Here is a 383-nt window from a genome sequence, read left to right on the forward strand (position 1 = left end):
CTTCCTCATCTATCGTTCCATCTCCTGAGGTGTCCTCAAGGTCGAACATGAAGTCTCGGAACTGCATTTGCCAGTCCAGCACGGAGTTGGGGTCCCGGCAGTAGTCCTCCCACATCTTGCACCACTCCTCGCAAGTCACCTGTCCATCGTTGTCGGCGTCCGCCTTCTCCTTGAGACCCACCCATACGTTGCTGAGCACCTGCTTGGTCTTCTCATACTGTGGGTCTCCGGGCTTCCAGCCCCTCACGCTGCAGATTTTCTCTGCGGCGATGTCGAAGTCTTTCTTGTCAATGGCCCCGCTCTTATTTCTGTCGAAAAATACGTTGAACAAGTACATGAACTTCTTCATCCGGAACTGCGAAATTGTCATTTTTCCCTGTGTT

Annotated in this window: 1 protein-coding gene; it reads right to left on the bottom strand. The window is 52.5% G+C overall.

All coding sequences use genetic code 11. From position 1 onward, the window contains the following. Positions 1 to 370 (bottom strand): EF-hand domain-containing protein (locus P2081_RS20450; RefSeq protein ID WP_278924628.1); only part of this gene is annotated, 370 nt, incomplete at its 3' end. Positions 371 to 383 lie beyond the last annotated feature (13 nt).

This window comes from Pseudophaeobacter profundi, from assembly GCF_029697505.1.
Lineage (GTDB): Bacteria > Pseudomonadota > Alphaproteobacteria > Rhodobacterales > Rhodobacteraceae > Pseudophaeobacter > Pseudophaeobacter profundi.